Annotated in this window: 22 protein-coding genes and 1 tRNA gene; 12 read left to right on the top strand and 11 right to left on the bottom strand. The window is 68.9% G+C overall.

Annotated elements, in window-relative coordinates; genetic code table 11:
- Positions 1 to 26: 26 nt before the first annotated feature.
- The 4 genes from ACWDU4_RS05260 (at position 27) to ACWDU4_RS05245 (ending at position 3,878) form a co-directional block, all read left to right on the top strand.
- Positions 27 to 836 carry an alpha/beta hydrolase gene (locus tag ACWDU4_RS05260; protein ID WP_450112795.1) on the top strand — a complete coding sequence of 270 codons (810 nt, stop codon included), beginning with the start codon at positions 27 to 29 and terminating at the stop codon, positions 834 to 836.
- Between the two features lie 542 nt (positions 837 to 1,378).
- Complete coding sequence (locus ACWDU4_RS05255) at positions 1,379 to 2,053, top strand: response regulator transcription factor (protein ID WP_450112794.1); 675 nt, start codon at positions 1,379 to 1,381, stop codon at positions 2,051 to 2,053.
- Entirely contained in the window at positions 2,050 to 3,315 is a 1,266-nt protein-coding gene (locus tag ACWDU4_RS05250) for a sensor histidine kinase (protein WP_450112793.1), read from the top strand. Before ACWDU4_RS05255 ends, ACWDU4_RS05250 begins: the two co-directional genes overlap by 4 nt.
- 44 nt (positions 3,316 to 3,359) lie before the next feature.
- On the top strand, positions 3,360 to 3,878 hold the full coding sequence (locus ACWDU4_RS05245; protein ID WP_450112792.1) for a DUF2231 domain-containing protein: 519 nt from the start codon (positions 3,360 to 3,362) through the stop codon (positions 3,876 to 3,878).
- Between the two features lie 36 nt (positions 3,879 to 3,914).
- On the opposite strand, the gene ACWDU4_RS05240 is transcribed toward ACWDU4_RS05245, so the two are convergent.
- Positions 3,915 to 5,210: an MFS transporter gene (locus ACWDU4_RS05240; protein WP_450112791.1), complete on the bottom strand. Its 1,296-nt coding sequence runs from the start codon at positions 5,208 to 5,210 to the stop codon at positions 3,915 to 3,917.
- A gap of 72 nt (positions 5,211 to 5,282) precedes the next feature.
- Here ACWDU4_RS05240 and ACWDU4_RS05235 point away from each other — a divergent pair, with 72 nt between their 5' ends.
- On the top strand, positions 5,283 to 6,275 hold the full coding sequence (locus ACWDU4_RS05235; protein WP_450112790.1) for a GlxA family transcriptional regulator: 993 nt from the start codon (positions 5,283 to 5,285) through the stop codon (positions 6,273 to 6,275).
- Positions 6,276 to 6,640: 365 nt separating this feature from the next.
- Here ACWDU4_RS05235 and ACWDU4_RS05230 read toward each other — a convergent pair whose 3' ends face one another.
- The gene (locus ACWDU4_RS05230; RefSeq protein WP_450112789.1) at positions 6,641 to 6,967 is read right to left on the bottom strand and encodes an ArsR/SmtB family transcription factor; all 327 of its coding nucleotides are present in this window, start codon (positions 6,965 to 6,967) and stop codon (positions 6,641 to 6,643) included.
- 16 nt (positions 6,968 to 6,983) lie between these two features.
- On the opposite strand from ACWDU4_RS05230, the gene ACWDU4_RS05225 reads away from it, so the two are divergent.
- A complete protein-coding gene (locus ACWDU4_RS05225) occupies positions 6,984 to 7,460 on the top strand; it encodes an SRPBCC domain-containing protein (RefSeq protein ID WP_450112788.1) in 477 nt (158 codons plus the stop codon).
- Here the strand turns inward: ACWDU4_RS05225 and ACWDU4_RS05220 are convergent.
- The 4 genes from ACWDU4_RS05220 to ACWDU4_RS05205 form a co-directional block, all read right to left on the bottom strand.
- A complete protein-coding gene (locus ACWDU4_RS05220) occupies positions 7,451 to 8,956 on the bottom strand; it encodes a hypothetical protein (protein WP_450112787.1) in 1,506 nt (501 codons plus the stop codon). The two genes, ACWDU4_RS05225 and ACWDU4_RS05220, sit on opposite strands and share 10 nt — an antisense overlap.
- 96 nt (positions 8,957 to 9,052) lie before the next feature.
- Positions 9,053 to 9,127: transfer RNA gene (locus tag ACWDU4_RS05215), tRNA-Val, on the bottom strand.
- 38 nt (positions 9,128 to 9,165) lie between these two features.
- Complete coding sequence (locus ACWDU4_RS05210) at positions 9,166 to 9,630, bottom strand: peroxiredoxin (RefSeq protein ID WP_450112786.1); 465 nt, start codon at positions 9,628 to 9,630, stop codon at positions 9,166 to 9,168.
- 65 nt (positions 9,631 to 9,695) lie between these two features.
- Entirely contained in the window at positions 9,696 to 10,118 is a 423-nt protein-coding gene (locus tag ACWDU4_RS05205; protein ID WP_450112785.1) for a DUF3052 domain-containing protein, read from the bottom strand.
- A 282-nt stretch (positions 10,119 to 10,400) separates the two neighbouring features.
- On the opposite strand from ACWDU4_RS05205, the gene aceE reads away from it, so the two are divergent.
- The 6 genes from aceE to ACWDU4_RS05175 all read left to right on the top strand — a co-directional run bounded on the left by aceE (position 10,401) and on the right by ACWDU4_RS05175 (position 18,973).
- On the top strand, positions 10,401 to 13,214 hold the full coding sequence (aceE, locus tag ACWDU4_RS05200) for a pyruvate dehydrogenase (acetyl-transferring), homodimeric type (RefSeq protein ID WP_450112784.1): 2,814 nt from the start codon (positions 10,401 to 10,403) through the stop codon (positions 13,212 to 13,214).
- A gap of 276 nt (positions 13,215 to 13,490) precedes the next feature.
- On the top strand, positions 13,491 to 14,759 hold the full coding sequence (locus ACWDU4_RS05195; protein WP_450112783.1) for a PucR family transcriptional regulator: 1,269 nt from the start codon (positions 13,491 to 13,493) through the stop codon (positions 14,757 to 14,759).
- A 128-nt stretch (positions 14,760 to 14,887) separates the two neighbouring features.
- Complete coding sequence (locus ACWDU4_RS05190; protein ID WP_450112782.1) at positions 14,888 to 15,796, top strand: ACP S-malonyltransferase; 909 nt, start codon at positions 14,888 to 14,890, stop codon at positions 15,794 to 15,796.
- A 119-nt stretch (positions 15,797 to 15,915) separates the two neighbouring features.
- Entirely contained in the window at positions 15,916 to 16,197 is a 282-nt protein-coding gene (acpM, locus tag ACWDU4_RS05185) for a meromycolate extension acyl carrier protein AcpM (protein ID WP_450112781.1), read from the top strand.
- 8 nt (positions 16,198 to 16,205) lie between these two features.
- Positions 16,206 to 17,447 carry a KasA/KasB family beta-ketoacyl-ACP synthase gene (locus ACWDU4_RS05180; RefSeq protein WP_450112780.1) on the top strand — a complete coding sequence of 414 codons (1,242 nt, stop codon included), beginning with the start codon at positions 16,206 to 16,208 and terminating at the stop codon, positions 17,445 to 17,447.
- Between the two features lie 92 nt (positions 17,448 to 17,539).
- Positions 17,540 to 18,973, top strand: a complete 1,434-nt coding sequence (locus ACWDU4_RS05175; RefSeq protein WP_450112779.1) for an acyl-CoA carboxylase subunit beta — start codon at positions 17,540 to 17,542, stop codon at positions 18,971 to 18,973.
- Between the two features lie 90 nt (positions 18,974 to 19,063).
- On the opposite strand, the gene ACWDU4_RS05170 is transcribed toward ACWDU4_RS05175, so the two are convergent.
- The 5 genes from ACWDU4_RS05170 to ACWDU4_RS05150 all read right to left on the bottom strand — a co-directional run bounded on the left by ACWDU4_RS05170 (position 19,064) and on the right by ACWDU4_RS05150 (position 22,957).
- Complete coding sequence (locus tag ACWDU4_RS05170; protein ID WP_450112778.1) at positions 19,064 to 19,267, bottom strand: cold-shock protein; 204 nt, start codon at positions 19,265 to 19,267, stop codon at positions 19,064 to 19,066.
- Positions 19,268 to 19,491: 224 nt separating this feature from the next.
- Positions 19,492 to 20,010, bottom strand: a complete 519-nt coding sequence (locus ACWDU4_RS05165) for a DUF3145 domain-containing protein (protein ID WP_450112777.1) — start codon at positions 20,008 to 20,010, stop codon at positions 19,492 to 19,494.
- Between the two features lie 138 nt (positions 20,011 to 20,148).
- Positions 20,149 to 20,964: a serine hydrolase domain-containing protein gene (locus ACWDU4_RS05160; protein ID WP_450112776.1), complete on the bottom strand. Its 816-nt coding sequence runs from the start codon at positions 20,962 to 20,964 to the stop codon at positions 20,149 to 20,151.
- Between the two features lie 120 nt (positions 20,965 to 21,084).
- Positions 21,085 to 22,212: an NDMA-dependent alcohol dehydrogenase gene (locus tag ACWDU4_RS05155; RefSeq protein WP_450112775.1), complete on the bottom strand. Its 1,128-nt coding sequence runs from the start codon at positions 22,210 to 22,212 to the stop codon at positions 21,085 to 21,087.
- A gap of 226 nt (positions 22,213 to 22,438) precedes the next feature.
- A complete protein-coding gene (locus ACWDU4_RS05150) occupies positions 22,439 to 22,957 on the bottom strand; it encodes a DinB family protein (protein ID WP_450112774.1) in 519 nt (172 codons plus the stop codon).
- Positions 22,958 to 22,965 lie beyond the last annotated feature (8 nt).

Genomic DNA, 22,965 nt, shown 5'->3' with positions numbered 1-22,965 from the left:
TTGCCGAGACCCCTGAGGAGATCGTGATGGAACCCGACCCGATTCCCGTCGTGTTCGTGCACGGTCTGTGGATGCACTCGAGCAGCTGGCAGCCGTGGCGCGACCTGTTCGCCGCCCGGGGGTACGTACCGATCACCCCCGGCTGGCCCGGCGACGGCGACACCGTGGCGGCCACCAGGGAGAACCCCGACGAGCTGAACGGGGTCGGGATCGGGGAGGTCGCCCGGCACTATCGGACCGTCGTCGAGGCGATGCCGACACAGCCGATCGTGGTGGGGCACTCGTTCGGCGGGCTGATCGCGCAGAAGCTGCTCGGCGACGGACTGGTGCGCGGCGCGGTCGCGATCGCACCGGCCCAGTTCAAGGGGGTGCTGCGGCTGCCGCGCACGCAGGTGCAGACCGTCCTGCCGATCCTGAGCCGACCGGGCCTGCGGAAGAAGACGTGGTCGCACACGCCGGAGACGTATCACCGCGGGTACGCCAGCGCGGTGCCGCGGGAGGAGTCGGACCACCTGTTCGAGACCTACACCATCCCGGGTCCGGCGCGGCCGCTGTTCCAGGCGGCGCTGGCGAACATCGCGGGCGGCCCCACCAAGGTCGACACCCGCACCGCCCGAGGCCCGCTGCTGCTGGTCGCCGGCGGTGCGGACCGGACCGTTCCCGAGTCACTGGTCCGGTCGCAGTACAACATTCAGCGTCGCAACACCGGTGCCACCGAGTACTCGGTGCTGCCCGACCGGGGGCACTCCCTCACCGCCGACAACGGGTGGCGCGAGGTCGCGGACCTGGCGCTGGACTTCCTCGATCGCCACGATCTCGGGACACGACACGGCTGAGGGCGCGGGCTCCGAGCGGGCGGCGCGGGTTTCGGACGGTCCACGGGCGGTTCGTCCTCGTGACGCTCACGTTTGCGAAGTTCGAGCAGGAACACCGCACTCAAGGTGAGGTAGACGGCGAGCACCACAATCGGAGCGGCGACGAGGGTCAGGGCTGCGAGGAGTTCCATGAGTACACCTCCCTGGGCAGGCGGACGGAGTGTTCTTCGAGCTCACGCAGTTTCGCGGACCGAGATGCCGTCGACCGGACGCCTCGGTCCCTGACCACGGTAGTGAGATCCGTCGCGGCGCCGGTGAAGGGAAGGTGAACTCTCACTGTGACGTCCGGCACGATTGTCGGGCCGCCCGGTGGCAGTCGCTGCGGACGATCACCGAGACAGCGTCCCCGGGATCTCCAGGCGATTCGGCCGCTGTCCAGGTCCTCCAGCGCATCGTCGGATGTCCTCCCGGTGGCGGGAGGGGCGGACCGGGACGGGTACGGATGCGGACCGGGACCGGCCATCCCACCGGACGTGCGAGCCGGGCGGTGGCACCCTCGAACCGTGCCCGCACCTGTCCCCGAGCTCCCAGCCGTCCTGCTCGTCGAGGACGACACCCACCTGACCGACCTACTCGTCGAACTGCTCACCGACGAGGGGTACCGCGTGGAGACCGCAGGGGACGGCCCGACCGGGCTGCACCTGGGCCTCACACGTCGCTACGACGTCGTGGTTCTCGACCGCGGCCTGCCCGGACGTGACGGCATCGAGGTGCTCCGCGCACTCCGGCGACACGGCATCGACACCCCGGTTCTCGTGCTCACCGCCCGGGGCATGCTCCTCGACCGGGTCGAAGGACTCGACGCCGGTGCCGAGGACTACCTCGTCAAGCCGTTCGAGATCCCGGAGCTGCTTGCCCGGCTGCGCGCGCTGCGCCGCCGCCGGTTCGACGCCGCCGAACTGCTGCCGGTCGCGGGGCGACAACTGGAGCCGGCGAGCCGGACGGTGGTCGGCGAGGACGGCAGGGTCGAGCTGTCGGCGAGCGAGTGCGCACTGTTGGTGGTACTCGCCCGGTCGCCCGGCCAGGTGTTCACCCGCGGACAACTGCTCGACGCCGCGTTCGGCGCGGCAGGCACGCCGGGAACCGTCGACACGTACGTGCACTACCTGCGCCGAAAGCTCGGGCGCGACGTGGTGCGCACCGTCCGGGGCGTCGGGTACCGGATCGGCTCCCGTTGACCACCCGTTCGTTCCGTCGCAGGCCCGCCCTCGCTACCCGCCCGGCCGCGGTGATCGGCGACGAACTGCTGCTGCGGCGCGCCGGTCGCGTCGTGTCGCTGCAAGCGGCGGTCGCCCTCGCCCTCGTCCTGATGGTGGTGGGCGTCGTCGCGTTCCTGGTCGACGGCCGCGCCCAGTCCAGACAGGTGGAGTCGCAGTTGCGGTCCGTCGTCGAGACCGCCGAGGACGTCGACGATCCGCCACCGGGAACGGCACTCGCACTCCGCGGCCCGGACGGGGCGACAGCGGTCAGCGCGGGCGCACCGTCCCGGGCCGTGCAGCTCCTCGACGGTCCGCCCGGTTTCGTGGACGTCCGCGACGGCGACCGGGACTATCGCGGGCTCGTCGCCGACATCCACGGCGGACGCGCAGTCGCGCTCGTGGACCTCGAACCGTTCCACGCCGGCCGGGACCGGCTGCTGTCGGCCCTGCTCCTCGCCGAGATCACCGGTATCGCGGCCTCGACGCTGGTCGTGATCCTGTTGTCCCGCAGATCGATTCGACCATTGGCGCAGGCGTTGACGCTGCAGCGCCGATTCGTCGCGGATGCCTCGCACGAACTGCGGGCACCGCTGACCGTCCTGCACACCCGGGCGCAACTGCTCGCCAGGCGGGCGCAACGGATCGAACCGGCCGAGCTCTCGAAGCAGCTCGACGGCATCGTCGACGACACCCGGGCGTTGACCGAACTCGTCGAGGATCTTCTGCTCTCGGCTTCGCTGGACTCCGGTCCGGCCGCCCGCGAGCCGGTCGACGTGGCCGTCCTGTGCGAGCAGATCGGCGAAAGCATGACGGCCCACGCCCGATCCCTCGGAGTCGCAATCGACGTCGAGTCGGATGCCGACCCGGCCTTCGTGTCCGGCTCGCGGCCGGCGCTCCGCCGCGCGGTGCACGGCCTGGTGGACAATGCCGTCACTCACGTCCGGCCGGGTGGACGGGTGATCGTCCGCATCGGGGTCGGCGCCGGACTCGTCCGTATCGCGGTGACCGACACCGGTGTCGGCGTCTCGCCCCAGCAGTTGCCCCGGCTGTTCGCGAGATTCGCGCACGGGCCCGACCAGCCCTCCGGTCGGCGCGCGCACGGGATCGGCCTCGCACTCGTCCGCGAGGTCGCGCAAGCACACGACGGTGAGGTGCTCGTGGATTCCGTCGAGGGACAGGGCTCCACGTTCACCCTCGTCCTGCCCGCGAACTCCCAGCAGACTCCAAGAATCCGGACCTAGTCTGGCGACGGTCACACACACATCCGACGGAGGCGAGTCACAACATGGGGCCCACAACGTTCAACGGCCTGCCGATCCATCCACTGCTCGTGCACTTCGTGGTGGTCCTGGTCCCGCTTTCCGCACTGCTCCTGCTCCTCTCACTGTGTTGGCCGGCAGCCCGGCGGCGTCTCGGGGCCGTCACCCCCGTGGTGGCGTTCGTGACGCTGGTGCTGGTCCCGCTCACCACCCACGCCGGCGAGTGGCTCGAGCACCGGGTCCCCCGCGATCCGCTGGTGCGGATCCACGCCGAACTCGGTGACCAACTCCTGGTCTGGTCGGTCGGCGTCTTCGCTGTCGCGGCGGCATGGTGGGCGCTACATCGGCCGCGGGTACGGCAGTGGTGGAGCGCGCGCACCGGATCGTCGCAGGGGCGGGCATCCCAGATCGTGGCAATCGCACTGACGGTCCTGGGCATCGCCGTGGCCGTCGGATCGGTGGTCCAGGTCTATCGGATCGGCGACAGCGGCGCGACCGCCGTGTGGCACGACCAGGCAAACGAGTCGGCCGCCGCGCCGCGCTGATCGGTCGGCGCCTCGAACGACCTCGGACTCGCCGCGTCAGACGGTGACCGGCTCGCGGCCCCGCCCGACGATGGCCAGCGACATGACGGCCGCGATCGCGCACAGTCCGCCCGCCACGTAGAACGCGGCGTCGTAGCCGCCGAACCGGTCGCGCACCAGGCCCGCGAGGAATGCGACCAGCCCGGCGCCGATCTGGTGCGAGGCGAGCACCCATCCGAACACGATCGGGGCGTCGGCACCGAAATGCTTGCGGCACAGCGCAACCGTAGGCGGGACGGTCGCGACCCAGTCGAGACCGTAGAAGATGACGAAGGCGATCATCGGCGGGTGCACGGTCTCCGCGAACAGGATCGGTAGGAAGATCAGCGAGAGGCCGCGGAGCAGGTAGTAGGCGCCGAGGAGCTTGCGCGAGTCGAAGCGGTCGGTGAACCAGCCGGACGCGATGGTGCCGGCGACGTCGAAGATGCCGATCACCGCGAGCAGGCTCGCGGCGGCCGTGGTTGGCATGCCGTGGTCGTGGGCGGCGGGCACGAAGTGGGTCCCGACGAGCCCGTTGGTGCTCGCACCGCAGATCGCAAATGTCCCGGCGAGGAGCCAGAACACGCGGGTCCTCGCCGCCGCGGCCAGCACCGCGAGCGCGCGGCGCACCGCTCCGCCGGACTGCGCCGCCGGTTCCGGCTCCACGAAGTCGGGGGCGGCGCCGTACGGAACGGTTCCGACGTCCGAGGGGCGATTGCGCAGGAACAGCAGCACCAGGGGCACGACGGCCAGCGCCGCGAACGACGCCGTCAGCGCGACCGTCCGCCAGGAGTGGGCCTCGGAGACGGCGGCGAGGACCGGTAGGAACACCAGTTGCCCGGCGGCGCCGCCGGCGGTGAGGATGCCGGTGACCAGGCCACGGCGGGCGACGAACCAGCGGTCGACGACGGTCGCGACGAACGCCAGCGCCATCGATCCGGTGCCGAGCCCGACGAGGACGCCCCACAGCAGGACGAGTTGCCACTGGGTGGTCATGAAGACCGTCAGCCCGCTGCCCGCTGCGACGAGCAGCAGCGCCGCCGACACCACCGCGCGCAGGCCGAACCGCTCCATCAGTGCCGCCGCGAAGGGTGCCGTCAGCCCGTACAGGACCAGGTTGATCGACACCGCCGAGGAGATCGAGGCCCGGGACCAGCCGAAGTCGTCGTGCAGTGGGTCGATCAGGATCGACGGTGCCGCCCGGAACGCCGCCGCACCGACGAGCGCGAGGAACGCGACCGCGGCCACCAGCCAGGCGTAGTGCACTCGCGGGGGCGTACCGGCAGCGGCGGGGCGTACGAGCTCAGAAGTCACGGCGACCAGTCTGCGCGATGGTGACCCTCGCGAACCACTGGCGTGAACGCCAACATGTGAAAGAATCCAGCCATGGTGCATCGGGTGGTGGTTCTCGCGCTGGACGGAGTCGTCCCGTTCGAGCTGGGTATTCCCTCGCGGGTGTTCGGGATGGCCGAGGACAGGGACGGCGCGCCGCTGTACGAGGTGCTCACATGCACCGCGGACGGCGCCCCGGTCCGCACGGAGGCCGACTTCACGGTGTCGGTCGACCACGGCCCGGAGCTGCTGGCGACCGCAGACACCGTGGTGATCCCGGCGACGTACGAACTCGGTGCCACCCGCGACGGCCACCTGCCCGAGCACCTGGAGAAGGCGTTCGGCTTCATCCGCCCGGGCACCCGGTACGTGTCGATCTGCATCGCGTCGTACGTCCTCGCCGCCGCGGGCCTGCTCGACGGGTTGCGGGCCACCACCCACTGGCGGCACGCCGAGCACTTCCAGCGCACCTATCCGCAGGTCCGGGTCGACCCCGACGTCCTGTTCGTCGACGAGGGCCACGTGCTCACCTCGGCCGGCGTCGCAGCGGGCATCGACCTGTGCCTGCACATCGTGCGCCGCGACCACGGGTCGGACGTCGCCACCCGCGTCGCGAAACGCTCCGTCGTGCCGGCGTGGCGGGACGGCGGGCAGGCCCAGTTCATCGAGCGGCCGATCCCGGCACACACCACGGAATCGACGGCGGCGACGCGGGACTGGGCCCTGCAACGGCTGGACGAGCCGCTGCAACTCTCCCGGCTCGCCCGGCACGCCAACATGAGCGTGCGCACCTTCACCCGGCGGTTCGGCGAGGAGGTGGGCACCACTCCGGCGCAGTGGCTGATCACCCGCCGCGTCGACCGGGCGCGCCAGCTCCTCGAGACGACCGACCTGCCGGTGGACACCATCGCCGCCGACGTCGGCTTCGGCAGCGCCGCCTCCCTGCGACAGCACATGGCAGCACAGCTGGGGGTCCCCCCGTCCGCGTACCGCCGGACCTTCCGCGGGGAGGCCGGCGCGGCCACGACAGCGCCCGCCACCCCGTAGACACCACCCACCCACGCGCCCTGGACGGCGCGTCGCCGAACACCAGGTGAACGCCGGGGAAAGTCGCACTCACGCACGCCGGACCATGCCTAGAGTCGGCGCTGGAGCACCCGTACCCATCCCTCCGGGTCGGGTCGCGTCCGCCCCGGTCGACCCGACCCGGATCGGCCGGGGCAGCCCGGCTTCCATCGCCCACCACGTCAAGAGGTGCCGTGATGCACGATCACTTCGACAGTTCGGAACCGAGAATCTGGCCCGGCATGCTCCTTGTCGCCGCGGTCGTCGCCCTCGTCCTCACGCTGCTGATGTACCTCATGCAGTGACCAGCAACCGCTGACCGCACCACCGTCGGCCCGGCGGCGCGTTCATTCGCGCCCCAGCCTGTCCAGCAGGTCGACGGCGGCGCGGGTGTACTCGCCGATCCAGCGGTCGTGGATGCGTTTGATCGGCAGGGGTGCGAGCGTCAGGCGTCGCTCCCGCCCCACGCTGCGACCGGTCACCAGTTCGGCGCGCTCGAGCACCTTCAGGTGCTGGAGGACGGTGGTGCGGTCGAGTTCGGGGAATCGCGCGCACAGCTCGCCGGTCGTGCACGACGACTCCCGCAGCACGTCGAGCATCCGCCGCCGCGTCCCGGACGCCAGCGCCTTGAACACCCGGTCGTCGTCCGATTCCTCGCGGCCACCCACAGACATGTTGTAAAATTACAACATGTCTGAGCAGAACACCCTCACCGCACTGACATTCACCGTCTCCGGTCACGTCTCGCGGCCCTGCGCCGAGGTGTACGAGGCCGTCGCCGACCCCGAGCAACTGTCGAAGTACTTCACCACCGGCGGCGCGCGCGGCCGGCTGGAGTCGAACTCCGAGGTCACGTGGGACTTCGCCGACTTCCCCGGCGCCTTCCCCGTCACCGTCGTCGCGGCCGAACCGCCGCGCCGCATCGTCATCGAGTGGGCCGGCACGGCCACCACCTCCGACGCGGGCAGGACCACCACCACATTCGAGTTCGAACCCGTCGACGACGACACCCGGACCCTGGTCACGATCACCGAGTCGGCGTGGCAACCCACCGAGGAGGGCGCGAAGAGCGCCTTCGGCAACTGCCAGGGCTGGACCGGCATGCTCGCGGCGCTCAAGGTGTGGGTCGAGCACGGAATCAACCTGCGCGACGGCTTCTACAAGTGACTTTCGCGTGCAGGGTCGGCCACCGAACCTCGTTCCCGGCTCTCCATCAGAGCGCGCGTCACGGTGCCTGCGTCGAAGAAGGTGCTGTACCGCTCCATCTCGCGACGCTGGTATTGCGCATTCACCCGGCGAACGAACAAGTACGTCACGACCAGTCCCGGCGGAAGCAGAAGAACCACAACAATTGCGAGCACGGCGAGAGCACACTCGACAACCACCTCGACGCCCGGACTCGATCGGTGGTTGCTGCCGTCCGCAGTGCCGGCGAGAACCGCGAACACCGCGAAGGCAACTGACCACGTCAACAGCATCGACCAACGGAATCCGTACCGACGCAACGGATAACCCGAGTCCACGAGTGTTCGATACCGCACCCACCACTCACGACACCAGGCCAGCATCGCCGCGCCACCCAACAATCCGCCCCCGACAACCGCCACCCAAGCCGATGCCGTGAATGCCGACTCGAGCGGTAGCCGGAGAACCATGAGCGCCACTGGCACGATCATCGCCATCAAGAAGACAGCAACGGCCGCCGTCCCGAGTCGCTCGCTCGGCGTTCCGCGCCCGCGACGGATTGCCGATACGGATCGCCACACCACCCACAGCAGTGCCGCGATCAGCAGAACACCACCGATGCTGACGGAAAGCCCGGTGGAAGTGAAACGATCCGTTGCCCTCGCCAGGTACCCCGCCACGCCCGCGGCGGCACCTGAAACTCCACTCAGAAACAAGGCGGACACCACAGCGACGAGTCCGGCACCGGTGAGGACACCTCGACCGGTCCACCGAGAAATCGGGCCCCACCGTAAGACGAGGAGACTGCGCCAGAACTGCGCAATCGCGAACAGTGCACCCAGAAAAGCGCCACACCCGGTGAACTTCGCGACGGTCGTCAGGAGATCCCTGTCCGAGGCGTCGAGCGCCGTACCCACCGTCCACCAGACGACTCCGAGCAATGTCGCACCGAATGCAACCTGCGTCGCGTAATTCCGGATCGCCGCTGATTGCTTGTCGAGACTGAGCCGGCCGAGCCACCAGGCGCCTCGAGCACCGATCTCCAGTTCGTTCAGGAAGCGCTGGAATCGCCACAGACGACTGGCGAGCCGCAGATCGGCGACGTTCTCCACTCGCGCGAACTGACGCCGCACCGCAGTTTCCAGAAAGGCATCGCGCCGAGAATCGAGATCATCGACCATCTCGTCGTCGTCACTCCCGCAGCCCAGAAGACGGATGAGATCGACGATCCCCGAATCCTCATCCTCGTCGGCGGACTGCACCGCTGTCCCGCACATACCGGCCGCGGCGGCGTCCTCGACGGTCGACGTAGGCCTCGCAAAGTACCCTCGGCGGGTCAACTCGACACCGGCAGCACGATGGAGCGTCGGATTCCACGCGGGCGAGCGAAATGCAGCCGCACCGGCAAGCGCAAACGACGCAAGATACATCAGGACGAACAACGAACAGATCCAACCGAACCACAGCCCGATATCCATGCGCGCACCGTAGGCCGCAGCACCGACATCGCCGGACGGCCAGAAGTTGCTTCAAAGCGACCTCGCAGACCACGGATCCGATCGGATTCGTGGACTTGGTGGGCGCGGAGGGTTTCGAACCCCCGACCGCTGGTGTGTAAAACCAGAGCTCTACCACTGAGCTACACGCCCGGAATTCGGCGAACGAGAATTCGTTCGCCGAATTGCACTCAGGAATCTAGCGCGGCGAGCGCTTTCTCCCAAGCTCCCTGGTCACGGGCCTCTCCGGGACCGTTCATCTCGGCGAACCGGATGATTCCCGCCTTGTCGACGACGAAGGTGCCGCGGTTGGGGTAGCCGGCCTTCTCGTTGAACACCCCGTAGGCCTGGGTGATCTCCCCGTGCGGCCAGAAGTCGGACAGCAGCGGGAAGGTGTAGCCCTGTTCCGCCGACCAGATCTTGTGGGTGGGCGGCGGGCCGACCGAGATCGCGACGACGGCGGTGTCGTCGTTCTCGAACGTCGGCAGGGTGTCCCGGACGCGGCACAGCTCGCCCTGGCAGGTGCCGGTGAAGGCGAGCGGGTAGAACACGATCAGGACGTTCTTGCGCCCCCGGTAGTCGGAGAGCGACACGTCCTGGTTGTTCTGGTCCTTGAGCGTGAAGTCGGGCGCGACGGTGCCCACGGCCAACGGCATGACGAACTCCTAGGTCTCGACGGTCTGGGGAGCGCCGCGGAGGCGCCGCTCCCCAGGTTCGGCGGTCAGCGCTTGGCGGGACGTGCCTTCGGCTGCACCAGCCGGCTACCGGACCAGGATCCCAGATTGGCGGCGGAGGTCTGCGTCAGCCCCGCGGTCGGTGCCGATTCGGCGATCTCGCTGGGCTCGACGTGCCCGGGCTGACCGGTCTTCGGGGTCAGCACCCACACGAAGCCCTCGTCGGCGAGCGGCCCGATCGCGTCCATCAGCGCGTCGACCAGGTCACCGTCGCCGTCCCGCCACCACAGCAGGACCACGTCGATCACCTCGTCGGAGTCCTCGTCGAGGAGCTCACCGCCGATGGTCTCTTCGACGGCCGCCCGCAGGTCGTCGTCGGTGTCCTCGTCCCAACCCAGTTCCTGTACAGACATGTCTTGGGTGATGCCCAGTTTCTGGACGTAGTTTTGGGCGTCGGCCGCGGCGACCACGGTGGTGTCCTCCTAAGTGTTCGAGCTGAACCTCCAGCTTCCGATCGGTGGTGATCGGTAGTGAAAGCGAACATGCTCGAAGCCTTCCGCGCAAGCGGACCGGGCCGAATCGCGCGAACAAATATTTCGACGGTGGACGAATGAGACTCGCCCGCACCATTGCCGACGCGGTTTGGCAGGATTGGATTCAGATCACCATCATGAACAAACCGTGTTGCCGTCACAGTTGGCGACGCGGATGGATAGGACGCCACACCGAGCGTCCACCGCGATGAGGAGCAAATGTTGTCCGAGCAGACCCAGGACCCGGTATCTCCCCTGGCGCCCAGTCCCACCCCCGGTTCCGACGGCCGTGTGCGCGTCATCCGTGAGGGCGTCGCGTCCTACCTTCCCGACATCGATCCCGACGAGACCGGCGAGTGGATCGAGAGCTTCGACGACCTGTTGGAGCGTTCGGGGCCGACGCGCGCACGCTACCTGATGCTGCGACTGCTCGAGCGCGCCGGCGAAAACCACGTCGCCATCCCCGCCCTGACCTCCACCGACTTCGTCAACACCATTCCCACCGAGAACGAACCCTGGTTCCCCGGTGACGAGGAGGTCGAGCGTCGCTACCGTGCCTGGATCCGGTGGAACGCTGCGATCATGGTGCACCGCGCACAGCGCCCGGGTGTCGGCGTCGGTGGCCACATCTCGACGTACGCGTCTTCGGCGGCTCTGTACGAGGTCGGGTTCAACCACTTCTTCCGTGGCAAGGATCACCCGGGCGGCGGCGACCACATCTTCGTCCAGGGCCACGCCTCGCCCGGCATCTACGCTCGCGCGTTCCTCGAGGGCCGGATCCCGGCCGAGCAGATGGACGGTTTCCGCCAGGAGGCCAGCCACGCCGAGGGCGGCCTGCCGTCGTACCCGCATCCGCGCCTGCTGCCGGACTTCTGGGAATTCCCCACCGTGTCAATGGGTCTGGGCCCGATGAATGCCATCTACCAGGCACGATTCAACCACTACCTGCACGACCGCGGCATCAAGGACACCTCGCAGCAGCACGTGTGGGCGTTCCTCGGCGACGGCGAGATGGACGAGCCCGAGTCGCGTGGCCTGGCGCACGTCGCGGCCACCGAGGGCCTCGACAACCTCACCTTCGTCGTCAACTGCAACCTGCAGCGCCTCGACGGTCCGGTCCGCGGCAACGGCAAGATCATCCAGGAGCTGGAGTCCTTCTTCCGCGGTGCCGGCTGGAACGTGATCAAGGTCGTGTGGGGCCGCGAGTGGGACGCCCTGCTGCACGCCGACAAGGACGGCGCGCTGGTCAACCTGATGAACGTCACCCCGGACGGTGACTACCAGACCTACAAGGCGAACGACGGCGGCTACGTCCGCGAGCACTTCTTCGGCCGTGACCCGCGCACCAAGGAGCTGGTCAAGGACCTGACCGACCAGGAGATCTGGAACCTCAAGCGCGGCGGCCACGACTACCGCAAGATCCACGCGGCCTACGCCGCGGCGATGGCGCACAAGGGCCAGCCGACGGTGATCCTGGCGCACACCATCAAGGGCTACACCCTCGGCAAGCACTTCGAGGGTCGCAACGCCACGCACCAGATGAAGAAGCTCACCCTCGACGACCTCAAGGCGTTCCGCGACCTGCAGCGGATCCCGATCTCCGATGCGGAGCTCGAGAAGGATCCCTACCTGCCTCCGTACTACCACCCCGGGCCGGACGCCCCGGAGATCCAGTACATGCTCGACCGCCGCAAGCAGCTCGGCGGGTTCCTGCCGTCGCGACGCACCGACGCCGCGCCGCTGCCGGTGCCGGACATCTCCGCCCTCGACCCGATCCGCAAGGGCTCGGGCAAGCAGGAGGTCGCGACCACGATGGCGCTGGTGCGCGTCATCAAGGAACTGTTGCGCGACAAGGAGATCGGCAAGCGGATCGTGCCGATCATCCCCGACGAGGCCCGCACGTTCGGCATGGACTCGTGGTTCCCGTCGCTGAAGATCTACAACCGCAACGGTCAGCTGTACACCTCCGTCGACGCCGAACTGATGTTGGCGTACAAGGAGTCCAGCGTCGGCCAGATCCTGCACGAGGGCATCAACGAGGCGGGCTCGACGGCGTCGTTCACCGCGGTCGGCACCTCCTACGCCACCCACGGCGAGCCGATGATCCCGCTGTACATCTTCTATTCGATGTTCGGGTTCCAGCGCACCGGCGACGGGTTGTGGGCTGCGGCCGACCAGATGGCCCGCGGCTTCGTGCTCGGCGCCACCGCCGGCCGCACCACCCTCACCGGTGAGGGCCTGCAGCACGCGGACGGGCACTCGCTGCTGCTGGCGTCGACGAACCCCGCCGCGGTCACCTACGACCCGGCGTTCTCCTACGAGATCGCCCACATCGTCCGGGACGGTATCCGGCGGATGTACGGCGGTACCGAAGGCGAGGCCGGGTTCGGCGGCGAGAACATCTTCTACTACCTGACGATCTACAACGAGCCGTACGTGCAGCCGGCGGAGCCCGAGAACCTCGACGTCGAGGGCCTGCTCAAGGGCATCTACCTGTACCACCGCGGCACGGGACTCGGCCCGAAGGCGCAGATTCTGGTGTCCGGTGTTGCGATGCCGGAGGGCCTGCGGGCCGCGCAGCTGCTGGCCGACGACTGGGGTGTGTCGGCCGACGTGTGGTCGGTGACCTCGTGGGGCGAGCTGCGCCGTGAGGGCATCGAGTGCGACCGGCAGGCGCTGCACAACCCGGACGTCGCTCCCCCGCTGCCGTACGTGGCCACCGCCCTCTCCGGCGCGGAGGGCCCGTTCGTCGCGGCCTCCGACTGGATGCGCTCGGTTCCGGACCAGATCCGGCAGTGGGTGCCCGGCGACTACACCACCCTCGGCACCGACGGGTTCGGCTTCTCCGACACCCGCACGGCGGCGCGACGTTTCTTCAACGTCGACGCCGAGTCGATTGCGGTCGCGGTGCTGGCCGGTCTCGCCCGCGCGGGCAAGGTCGAGCACAACACCCCGGCGGCGGCCGCCCGGCAGTACCGGATCGACGACGTGCTCGCCGCACCGACGTCGATGAAGGATCCGGGCAGCGCCTAGATCCCCGGCACCCCCGGCCAGCGCCCCGGCACCGACTCGGTGCCGGGGCGTTCGCCGTCCCGACCCTCACCGGGTCGCCGCACCCGTGCATCGCGCCCGGACCTGCGCCGTGGCGTAGGTTTCGGAGTCATGGGTGCACAGGAATCCGGCGAGCCCGGGTCCGGAGAATCAGGAGCCGGAGAGTCGGGAGCCGCGACCACGCCCCGTGTCGAGGGGGCGGATGCGTCGGCGCCGGCCGGCGCCCCGCGTGGAGCGGACCCGACGTCGCCGCCACCGATGATTCCGACCCCCTTCGCCCACCGGCGTGAACCGCGGGCGCCGCTGCCGGACGCACTGCTGCGCCGGGTGAAGCAGTTCTCGGGCAGGCTCTCCACCGAGGCGGTCTCGTCGATGCAGACGCAGTTGCCGTTCTTCGCCGACCTGGACGCGGACCAGCGCGCCAGCGTCCAGTTGCTGGTGCAGACCGCCATCGTCAACTTCCTCGAGTGGCTGCGGAACCCGGAGGACAGCGACGTCCGGTTCAGCCTCGATGCCTTCCAGGTGATCCCCCAGGACCTGGCCCGGCGCCTGACGCTGCGTCAGACGGTCGACATGGTGCGGGTGGCGATGGAGTTCTTCGAGCAGTGGCTGCCCGCGCTCGCCCGCAACGACCAGCAGCTGATCGCGTTGACCGAGGCGGTGCTGAGGTACGGGCGCGAGCTCGGATTCACGGCGGCATCGGTGTATGCCAGCGCCGCCGAGTCGCGCGGCGCCTGGGACACCCGGCTCGAGGCACTGGTGGTGGATGCAGTGGTGCGCGGCGACAGCGGACCCGACATGCTCTCCCGCGCCGCGACGCTGAACTGGGACGCCAACGCGCCGGCCACCGTCCTGGTCGGCACCCCGCCGCCGGACCAGGGCGTCTCGGTGGTCGGCACGGTGCACACCATCGCGCAGCGGCACGGCCGCGCCGCGTTGGCGGTGGTCCAGGGGTCGCGCCTGGTCGCCGTGGTCTCCGGCGACGTGAAGGCGTCGCCGGAGAATCGACCGTTCCTGACCGATCTGCTGGCCGCGTTCTCCCCCGACCCGGTGGTGATCGGCCCGACGACCGGAACCCTGAGCACCGCCCACTTCAGCGCCGTCGAGGCGCTGGCCGGCATGGACGCCGTGACGGGCTGGCGGGGAGCGCCCCGGCCGGTGCACGCGGGTGAGCTGCTCCCCGAACGCGCGCTACTCGGGGACCGCGCCGCCCTCGACGCCCTCAACGACCAGTTGGTGCGTCCCCTCGCCGCGGCGGGGTCCGCGCTGACTGACACCCTCGACACCTATCTGGACTGCGGTGCCGCCGTGGAGACGTGCGCCCGTCAACTGTTCGTCCATCCAAATACTGTGCGGTATCGCCTGAAGAAAATCGCCGAGATCACCCGGCGCGATCCGACCAACCCGCGGGACGCGTACGTACTCCGAATCGCAGCAACAGTAGGAAGGCTGACACGAACCAATCACGAACCCTCCCGTTTAGCCACTTCGGTAACATCAGCAACAGATCACGGGTTCAGGGTGTAACGCACAACGATTGAAGTACGATGCTCACTCCCGACAAGCTGTTTTGTTGGAACCCTACAAAACACTTGTCCAAGGTTCATCGCCAACAACACCCCGCGGAACCCGGCGATCGGTGTTCCCTTATTCCTGTGATTGCGTTGCTCGCCCCGGGTCAGGGGTCCCAAACCCCCGGCATGCTCAGCCCCTGGCTGGAGCTGCCGGGTACCGCCGATCGCATTGCGATCTGGTCCAAGGCCGCCGGCCTGGACCTCGGCCGGCTCGGCACCACCGCGACCGCGGAGGAGATCACCGACACGGCCGTCACCCAGCCGCTCGTCGTGGCGTCCGCGCTGCTGGCATTCGAGGAACTCGAACGCCGCGGTCAGGTTCCGGCCGACCTCGTGGCAGCGGGCCACTCCGTCGGTGAGCTCGCCGCCGCCGCCATCGCCGGCGTCATCTCCGCGGACGACGCGGTCGCGCTCGCCGCACTGCGCGGCTCCGAGATGGCGAAGGCGTGCGCGCTGGAACCGACCGGCATGTCCGCGGTCCTCGGTGGCGACGAGGACGCGGTCCTCGCCCGGCTCGCCGAGCTCGACCTCGAACCGGCCAACCGCAACGCCGCCGGTCAGATCGTCGCCGCCGGCCTGCTCAGCAAGCTCGAGGAACTGGCCGCGAACCCGCCGGAGAAGGCTCGCGTCCGCGCACTGCCCGTGGCCGGCGCATTCCACACCAGGTTCATGGGCCCCGCCCAGGACGCGGTCACCGAGGCGGCATCGCAGATCGCGCCGCAGGAGCCGACGCGCACCCTGCTGTCCAACGCCGACGGTCAGCCGGTCGCCTCCGGCGCCGACGCCCTGACCAAGCTGGCCGCGCAGGTCACCCGGCCCGTCCGGTGGGATCTGTGCAGCGCATACCTCCGCGGCGCCGAAGTGGCCGCGGTCGTCGAACTCCCGCCGGCCGGCACGCTGGTGGGCATCGCCAAGCGCGAAATGAAGGGCACCCCCACGCTCGCCCTGAAGACCCCCGCCGATCTGGACGCGATCGCCCAACTCGGCTGAACCGAACACGGCCCCACGCCGTGACTCGAATGAACACACACACTTGCAGCACTCGACCGATCCGAGGACCGGTCGAACGCAGGACCCGAAAATAACACCATCAAGAAGGGAGCCACCCAGTGGCCACCAGCCAGGAAGAAATCATCGCCGGTCTCGCCGAGATCATCGAGGAAGTCACCGGCATCGAGCCGTCCGAGGTGACCATCGAGAAGTCCTTCGTCGACGACCTCGACATCGACTCGCTCTCCATGGTCGAGATCGCCGTGCAGACCGAGGACAAGTACGGCGTGAAGATCCCCGACGAGGATCTCGCCAGCCTGCGCACCGTCGGTGACGCCGTCACGTACATCCAGAAGCTCGAGGCCGAGGGCGTCCAGACCGGCTCCACCGACAGCGAGTGAGCCTCGACGTGTCTTCCACATCTCCGCGGACGTTGCCCAACGTCGTCGTCACCAGTCTCGCGGCTACGACGTCACTCGCAGGTGACGTGGATGCCACGTGGAAGTCCCTCCTCGCCGGTGAGAGCGGCATCGGCACGCTGACCGGTTTCGTCGACGAGTTCGACCTCCCGGTCCGGATCGGTGGCAAGCTCAAGGTCAGCCCCAACGAGTCGCTCTCCCGGGTCGAGGTCCGGCGGATGAGCTTCGCCGAGCGCCTCGCCCTGACGCTGGGCCGCACGGTGTGGGAGAACGCCGGCAGCCCGGAGGTCGACAAGGACCGCCTCGGTGTCGTGATCGGCACCGGCCTCGGCGGCGGCGAATCGCTCATCGACGCGGTCGACAAGCTGCGGGAGGGCGGGTACCGCAAGGTGTCCCCGTTCGCCGTGCAGATGGTGATGCCGAACGGTCCGTCCGCGACCGTCGGACTCGAACTCGGCGCTCGCGCCGGTGTGATCACGCCCGTCTCCGCCTGCTCGTCGGGTTCGGAGGCCATCGCGCATGCGTACCGGATGATCGCGCTCGGTGACGCCGACATCGTCGTCGCCGGTGGTGTCGAGGGAGAACTCGACGCGGTCGCCACGGCGAGCTTCGCGATGATGCGGGCCTTGAGCACGCGCAACGACGACCCGACGGGTGCGTCGCGGCCGTTCGACAAGGACCGCGACGGATTCGTCTTCGGCGAGGCCGGAGCGATGATGGTCCTCGAGACGGAGGAGCACGCGAAGGCGCGCGGTGCCACCATCCACGCACGACTGCTGGGTGCGGGCATCACCTCGGACGGCTACCACATCGTGGCGCCGCACCCCGAGGGCACCGGAGCGGCGCGGGCGATGACCCGGGCCATCGAAACCGCGGGACTGGCGAAGTCGGACATCTCGTTCGTCAACGCGCACGCCACCGCGACCCCGATCGGCGACACCGCCGAGGCGAAGGCCATCAACGCCGCGGTCGGCAACCACGCCGCGGTGTACGCACCGAAGTCCGCGCTCGGGCACTCGATCGGCGCCGTCGGTGCGCTCGAATCGGTGCTCACGGTCCTGAGTGTGCGTGACGGGGTCATTCCCCCCACGCTCAATCTCGACAATCAGGATCCAGAGATCGACCTGGACGTCGTCAAGGGGGAATCCCGCGCCGGCCAGATCGATTTCGCCATCAACAACTCGTTCGGATTCGGTGGGCACAACGTTGCGCTCGCCTTCGGCCGCGCCTGACGGGTCGGCTCGCAGTTCGACAGGTGAGGGGCCCGGAAGCCGGGCCCCTCACCTCCCCACAGTCAGCGGCTCGCTATGAAGGAGGACCGGCGATGACCATTCTGGATCCAGTCACCAGACCCGATTCGCAGCTCGACCCTCGCGATCCCCTCGCCCGGCTCGAGAAACTGTTCGACGCCGGGACCACCACGACGCTTCATCCCCGCGACAAGTCCGGCGTCCTCGCCGCGTCCGGCGAGATCGACGGCGTCCGCACCATCGCCTACTGCTCCGACGCCACCGTGATGGGCGGCGCCATGGGAGTGGAGGGCTGCAAACACATCGTCGCGGCGATCGACGCCGCGATCGAGGAGCAGGTCCCGATCGTCGGGGTCTGGCATTCGGGCGGGGCCCGGCTGGCGGAGGGCGTCGAAGCCCTGCACGCCGTCGGCCTCGTGTTCGAAGCCATGGTCCGCGCGTCCGGCCTGATCCCCCAGATTTCCGTCGTCCTCGGCTTCGCCGCCGGTGGGGCCGCCTACGGTCCGGCGCTGACCGACGTCGTCATCATGGCGCCCGAGGGCCGCGTGTTCGTCACCGGACCCGACGTGGTGCGTTCGGTGACCGGCGAGCAGGTCGACATGGAGTCGCTCGGCGGCCCCGCGACGCACACCAAGAAGTCCGGTGTCGCGCACATCGCCGCCCACGACGAACTCGACGCGCTGCACCGCGCCCGCCGGCTGGTGTCGATGATCGCCGATCAGGGCGAGTTCGACGTGGACGCCGCCCGCCGCGGCGACACCGACCTCCGGGCCCTGATGCCCGAGTCGGCCAAGCGCGCCTACGACGTCCGTCCGATCGTGCACGAACTGCTCGACAACGTGGACGGCGAGTCCAGCCTCGAAGAGCTGCAAGGCAACTGGGCGCGCAGCATCGTCACCGGCATCGGCCGGCTCGGTGGCCGCACCGTCGGCGTCATCGCGAACAACCCGCTGCGACTGGGCGGCTGCCTGAACTCCGAGAGCGCGGAGAAGGCGGCCCGGTTCGTGCGGCTGTGCGACGCGTTCGGCATCCCGCTCGTCGTCATCGTCGACGTCCCCGGTTACCTGCCGGGCGTCAGCCAGGAATGGGAGGGTGTGGTGCGCCGCGGCGCGAAGCTGCTGCACGCCTTCGCCGAGGCCACCGTTCCCCGCGTCACCCTGGTGACCCGGAAGATCTACGGCGGTGCCTACATCGCGATGAACTCCCGGGCCCTCGGCGCCACCGCGGTGTACGCGTGGCCGGAGGCCGAGGTCGCCGTGATGGGCGCAAAGGCCGCGGTCGGGATCCTGCACAAGCGGGCCCTGGCGGCTGCCCCCGAGGAGGAGCGCGAGGCGCTGCACGACCGCCTGGCCGCCGAGCACGAGGCGATCGCCGGCGGCGTCGGGCGAGCGATGTCCATCGGCGTCGTCGACGAACTGATCGAGCCCGCGCAGACCCGCAGTCTGCTCACCACTGCGCTCGCCGCCGCCCCCGCCCGCCGCGGTCGGCACAAGAACATCCCGCTGTGATCCTCCGCGACATGTGAACGGACGAGGGCCCCGACCGCAACGGTCGGGGCCCTCGTCGTCTCGTGCCGGTGGTTCACCGGCGGGTGGGTGTCAGACCGCGCGGACGCCGGTCGCCTGCGGGCCCTTGGCGCCCTGGGAGATCTCGAACTCCACGCGCTGGTTCTCCTCGAGGTTCCGGAATCCGGAACCGGTGATCTCGGAGTAGTGCACGAACACGTCCGGGCCCCCGTTGTCCTGCGCGATGAAGCCGAAACCCTTCTCCGCGTTGAACCACTTGACTGTTCCCTGAGTCATGGAAACTCCTTTTCAGGGCTGGTCGGACCGCACCTTGCGGACCGGGCCGGTTTTCAGACGCAACGCGCGTCTCCAGACACTGAACGGGATTTCTCAGGTACCTGAAGGGCTGCACGGCGCCCGCAACACTGTTTCCTTGCGAGCGTGCAGTTGGTACACAAACACACAAAAACTACGGCCGACTGCTTCAACGCACCGGCACCCGTAATGATTCCCCGGTGCGTCTATCCGACGTCGCGGCGCAGCCAGGTGACCTCGGCGCCCTCGCTGCCACTGCGGTAGGGCTCGAGTTCGGTGTCCCACTCCGAGCCGAGGGCATGCTGCAGTTCGACCGCGAGCGTGTCGGTGCCGCCGTGCTGGGCGATCAGGGACCGCAACCGCATCTCCCCGACGATCACGTCCCCGTTGGCGCTCATCGAGCCCCGCCACAGGCCGAGGCCCGGTGCGTGGCAGTACCGCTCGCCGTCCACGCCCTCGCTGGCCTCCTCGGTGACCTCGAAGCGCAGCATCGGCCAGGCGCGCAGTGCATGGACGAGCCGGGCCGCCGTGCCGACCGGACCCATCCAGTCGGTGCTGGCCCGCAACTGGCCGGGCGAGGCGGGTTGAGAGGTCCATTTCAGGTTGGCTCGGCAGTCGAGGGTTGCGGCGAGGGCCCATTCGATGTGCGGGCACAGCGCCGCGGGCGACGAGTGCACGTGAAGCACACCGTTCGTCGCGTCGACGAACTCATCCCATTCGCGCACAGGGCACCTCCAGCTTCGACGAGGGTCGTCTTCCCCAACGGCCTCTGTCGTCGCGGTCGTGCCACGGCGCGGTAACAGTGTGCCCCCAGTGGCCAGTGGTACGCCAGTTGAAACCAGAATCCGTCGCGGCGGGATCGTTCAGTGCGTGCCGAACTCGGCGACGACGGCGTCGCTCACCGGAGGCCACGCCTCCTTCGCCCAGTCGCCGAAGGCCCGGTCCGACAGTGCCACACAGGCCAGTGAACGTGCCGGATCGACCCACAGGAACGTGCCGGACTGCCCGAAATGACCGTAGGTGGCAGCCGAGTTCGTGGTCCCGGTCCAGTGCGGTGACTTCTCGGCGCGGATCTCGAAACCCAGGCCCCAGTCGTTGGGTCGCTGCATCCCGTAGCCGGGCAGGAGGCCGCGCAGTCCCGGGTACTGGACCGTGGTCGCCTCGGCCAGGGTCGGCACCGACAGCAGCCGCGGCCGCAGCAACTCCAGCGCGAAGCGGGTCAGGTCGGCGGTGGTGGCGCGGGCGCCGTGCCCGGCCGATCCCTCCAGTGCGGTGTCGGTCATACCGAGAGGCTCGAACACCGCCTGGCGCAGGTACTCCGGGAACGCGATCGCCGTCTCGGCCTCGACCACTTCGGCGAGAACCTCGAACCCGGCGCTCGAGTAGATGCGCTTGGCCCCGGGGGGCGCCTGCACGGTCCGGTCGCCGAACGCGAGACCCGAGGTGTGGGCGAGCAGGTGTCGCACGGTCGCGTCGGGCGGGCCGGCGGGCTGGTCCAATTCGACCGCACCTTCCTCTACCGCGACGAGCACACCGTAGGCGACGAGCGGCTTGGTCACCGACGCCAACGCGAACACCCGGTCCTGCTCCCCCGCCGTGGCGAGCACCCCGTCCGGGCCGATCGCCGCGGCAGCGGCGTGGTCGACGGGCCAGGTGTCGATCGCGGCGAGACTGTGCATCCCGTCAGCCTACGAGGAGGGGTCCCGGACGCGACGACGCCGGGTCGCCCGCGGTGGGCGGCCCGGCGTCGGGTGGTGCAGCGATGTCAGTGTCGCGGAGAGCTCGGTGTTGCGGGGACGTCAGTGGTCGGCGTCCGTGTACTTGATGACGCCGCGCAGGTTCTTGCCGTCCAGCATGTCCTGGTAGCCGTCGTTGATCTGTTCGAGGCTGTAGGTGTTGGAGATCATGTCCTGCAGGTTCAGCTGACCCGACTTGTACAGGTCGAGGAGCATCGGGATCTCGTGGCGCGGGTTGGCACCACCGAAGACGTTGCCCTTGAGGGTCTTCTGCAGCATCGCGAAGAGGAAGAGGTTCATCTTCACGTCCATGTCGGACATGTTGCCCATCGACGTCACGACACAGGTGCCGGCCTTGGCGGTCAGCGTCAGCGCCGGGTCGACCATAGCGCCGTCCATCTCGCCCATGGTGAGGATGACCTTGTCGCACATCTTGCCCCAGGTCAGTTCCATGACCGGGACGATGGCCTCTTCGAGGCTGGCGTAGGCGTGGGTGGCACCGAACTTGAGGGCCCGCTCGCGCTTGGACGCGACCGGGTCGATGGCGATGACATTGCGCGCACCCGAGACCACCGCGCCCTGCAGCGCGGCCATGCCGACGCCGCCGACACCGACGATCGCGACGGAGTCGCCGGGGCGAACCTGCGCGACGTTGGTCGCCGAGCCCCAACCGGTCGTGACGCCGCAGCCGACGAGCGCGGCAACCTCGAACGGGACGTGCTCGTCGATCTTGACCGCGGAGTACTCGTGCACGGTCATGTACGGCGAGAAGGTGCCGAGGAGCGACATCGGGATGACGTTCTGGCCGCGGGCCTGGATGCGGTACGAACCGTCGGAGATGGACTGGCCGGTCAGCAGACCCATGCCAAGGTCGCAGAGGTTCGAGTGACCCTGCGTACACGGATCACAGGTGCCGCAGGCGGGGATGAAGGACAGGACGACGTGGTCGCCTTCCTTCAGCCGCTTGACGTTCGGGCCGACCTTGGTGACGACGCCGGCGCCCTCGTGCCCGCCGAGCACCGGGAAGGACGGCATCGGCGTGGCGCCGGTGACGAGGTGGTAGTCGGAGTGGCACATACCGGCCGCCTCCATACGGATCTGGACTTCGCCCTCTCGGGGATCACCCAGCTCGATCTCCTCGACCGACCACGGCTCGTTGAGACCCCACAGCAGCGCGCCCTTTGTCTTCATTTCGTTCCGGCCTTTCGTCCACGTCAACTACAGGTGATCGAGGTGACGGTGATCACAAGCGCACACGATAGCCCGAAAATCGGCGTTTTGGAACACGTTCTAGAAGAATTCCGTAACAGGCTCTAACGTAGAGGCGTATCGCCAGGTCGGAAGCGGTTACCAGCCGGTCATGTCAGCGTGTCGACGACGCCTCGCGCGGGTGCTCGAAGACCAGGTACCGAGTCCGTCAGCCGTGCACGTCGTGCAGATGATGGACCGGGTCGTGGAGGAAGTACACCGCCAGGGTCCGCACGGTGAACGCCGACCCGTCGCTGCGCAGCCCGCGCCTCCCGAGCGCGTCCTCCGGCACCGCCGCGAACGCGTCGGCGATCGCCCCGGCCGCGGCCGCGAGTCCCGCAGCCACCTCCCGCGGATCCTGCTCGCGGTAGCGCTCGGCGACCGCCGTCGCGTCCTGGTCCCAGTTCGCGAACTCGGGTTCGTCGCGGTCGAGCATCAGGGCCAGACGCTCACGGAAGATCCGGAACACGTCGCGCACGTGTGCGCCGTACTCGAGCGCCGACCACGTGTGCTCGTCGGGACGGACCGCGACGTCAGGGCGGGCGAGCACCGCAGGCCAGCGCTCGGCATTGGCACGGACCAGCTCCGGCAACCGACCGAACTCGACCGCGGACGGGTCGAATCCGCAGTCGGGGCAGGGTCGTTCGACGACCCAGGTCCAGTTCTTGGTGTCCGGAGCGATCGCCATGCGCCCAC

The sequence above is a fragment of the Rhodococcus sp. NPDC003348 genome (assembly GCF_053589375.1).
Note: the sequence above shows the minus strand (reverse complement) of the source record. Positions and strands in the feature narration are given on the sequence as shown.